The organism is Candidatus Acidiferrales bacterium (assembly GCA_035934015.1).
Lineage (GTDB): Bacteria > Acidobacteriota > Terriglobia > Acidiferrales > UBA7541 > DAHUXN01.
On record DASYYH010000009.1, the window covers coordinates 1 to 2078 of the forward strand.

2 protein-coding genes are annotated in these 2078 nt (G+C 55.1%); one reads left to right on the plus strand and one right to left on the minus strand.

All coding sequences use genetic code 11. The annotated features are described in order from the left end of the window. Nucleotides 1-201 precede the first annotated feature (201 nt). Nucleotides 202-981, plus strand: coding sequence for a rhomboid family intramembrane serine protease (locus VGR81_04860; GenBank protein HEV2288265.1), 780 nt, complete (start codon nt 202-204; stop codon nt 979-981). Between the two features lie 16 nt (nt 982-997). Here VGR81_04860 and VGR81_04865 read toward each other — a convergent pair. Further along, a partial coding sequence (locus VGR81_04865; protein ID HEV2288266.1) for a M20/M25/M40 family metallo-hydrolase occupies nt 998-2078 on the minus strand: 1081 nt, incomplete at its 5' end.

Here is a 2078-nt window from a genome sequence, read left to right on the forward strand (position 1 = left end):
ACGAAAAGTGGGCAAATTGGGCACAAGACGGTCCCAAGCGTCGTCAGCGTGTTAACTCTTTAAGTGAATAAACTGACATGTCAGTCTAGTATAAGGCCTTTTTGAAGAGCCTCCTTTTTTGCCCTTTCGAGGCAGTTTTCCCTCTAAGCTTCGGCCCGTTTTGACTCCGCGGCTTTTGCCGCTTACACTGCTTTGGTTACTATGCGGCGTTATTCCACAAGCACTTCCGGCTTTCAGTTCGATTGGGACTGGTCCATCACACCCGCGATCAAGTTTCTAGTGCTTGCTTGCACCGCTGTTTTTCTTCTTCAGGAGTTGTCCCGCGTGTTTTTTGGCCCGGCTGGATGGAATTTCTGGCTTCTTTATTTCGGGTTGGTTCCGAAATATACGATTCACGGCTTCATCTGGCAGCCATTTACCTATCTTTTTTTGCACGAAGGCGTCTGGCACATCCTGATCAACATGTTCGTGCTGTGGATGTTTGGGCGCAGCGTCGAGCGGGCGTGGGGTCAGCGGCGGTTCTACATTTATTATTTTCTTTGCGGCATCGGCGCCGGCATTATCAATGTGATTGTGAAGACGATTTTGGATCCGCACGGCCTGGGCACTTCGACGATTCCGACGATTGGCGCGTCCGGAGCGATCTACGGCGTGCTGATTGCGGCCGCCGTTTTGTTTCCGCAGATGCGGGTTCTGCTGATTCCGTTTCCCGTGGCGATCTCGATGCGCGTCTACGTTGGGATCATGGTGATGATCGAGTTTTTTGGCACGCTGGGCGCCGGCGGAGATAACGTTAGCCACATCTGCCATCTTGGCGGCATGCTCGTGGGCTACCTTTATCTGCGAAGAGGATCATATCTTTACTCCTACCGTAATCGCGTTTCCGATTGGAAGCGCAGGCGAATGCTGCGCAAATTCGAGGTCTACCAGAAGCGCCACCGCGACGAGCCTCCCCCGCCGCCGGACAATTGGGTCAATTGATTAGGTTCGCCGAAGTCTATTTTGCCACCGCGAAATCGCTGACGACACGGTAGAGAAATTCAACTCCCTTGCGGAACGAATCGAGCGGAATACGCTCGTTGTCCGCGTGCATTCGCAACGTGTCTTCCTCGGTGAGCGGAAACGGCAGCAGCCCATACGCTTGAACATTGCGCAATCGCAGATACGCAGAATCGGTCGCGCCCGTGGACATCATGGGCACAACGGGCACGCCGGGAAATTCCTCCTGCGTGGCCTGCTGGATCGTCTTGAACAATTCGCTTTCGAGAGATGAAGACGGAGCCGCTTCGCCAATCGAAGTATCGGCGTGAAATGTAATCTTGGGATCATTGACGACGCCTTTCAAGTTGAGCAGCAGTCCGTCGATTGAATTTCCGGGGAGCAAGCGGACATTCAACGTCGCTTGCGCTTCGGAAGGCACCACGTTTGGCCGGATGCCCGCGTTCAACATTGTGGGAGCAATCGTATCGCGCATCATGGAATTCCAGACGGGGCTCGCTTCGGAAATTTTCTTCTCGGCCAAGTCCGAGCGCACTGGGTTGTCGAGCGCGCGCATCCATTTTCCGATTTCAGGATCAGTGACCGTCGAGAGCTGCTCGAAATAAGTCTCCGTTACGGGCGTAAGCTGATACGGCGTTTGGTATGCGCCGATTTTGCCAATCGCTTCGGAGAGACGCACGAGGGCGTTGTCCGGCGGCGGGACTGATCCGTGCCCGGAAGTTCCCGTGGCCGTCACGGTGACGTCCACCGGCACTTTTTCCGCCGCTTGCACGCCGACATATTGCACCTTGCCATTTTTTAGAATTACGCGGCCGCCTTCGTTCAGGGAATATCCGGCCGCGATTTTCTCCCAGTATTTGTCCAACGCAAATTTCATTCCCGCCTGGCCGCCCTGTTCTTCGTCGCCTTCGGCGAGCAAAATGACGTCGCGGGTGAGGCGCACGTTGGAACGTTTCAACGCGACCATCACGGCGACGTTGGCGATGGTCATGCCCTTGTCGTCAATCGCGCCTCGGCCGTAGAGATAGCCATTCTGGATCACGGCGCCGAACGGGTCGACCTGCCACTTCGATTTGTCG

What these genes read in the sequence shown, in the direction of transcription:
- VGR81_04860 (HEV2288265.1), top strand. Translation starts at nt 202, where the DNA reads ATGCGGCGTTATTCCACAAGCACTTCCGGCTTTCAGTTCGATTGGGAC.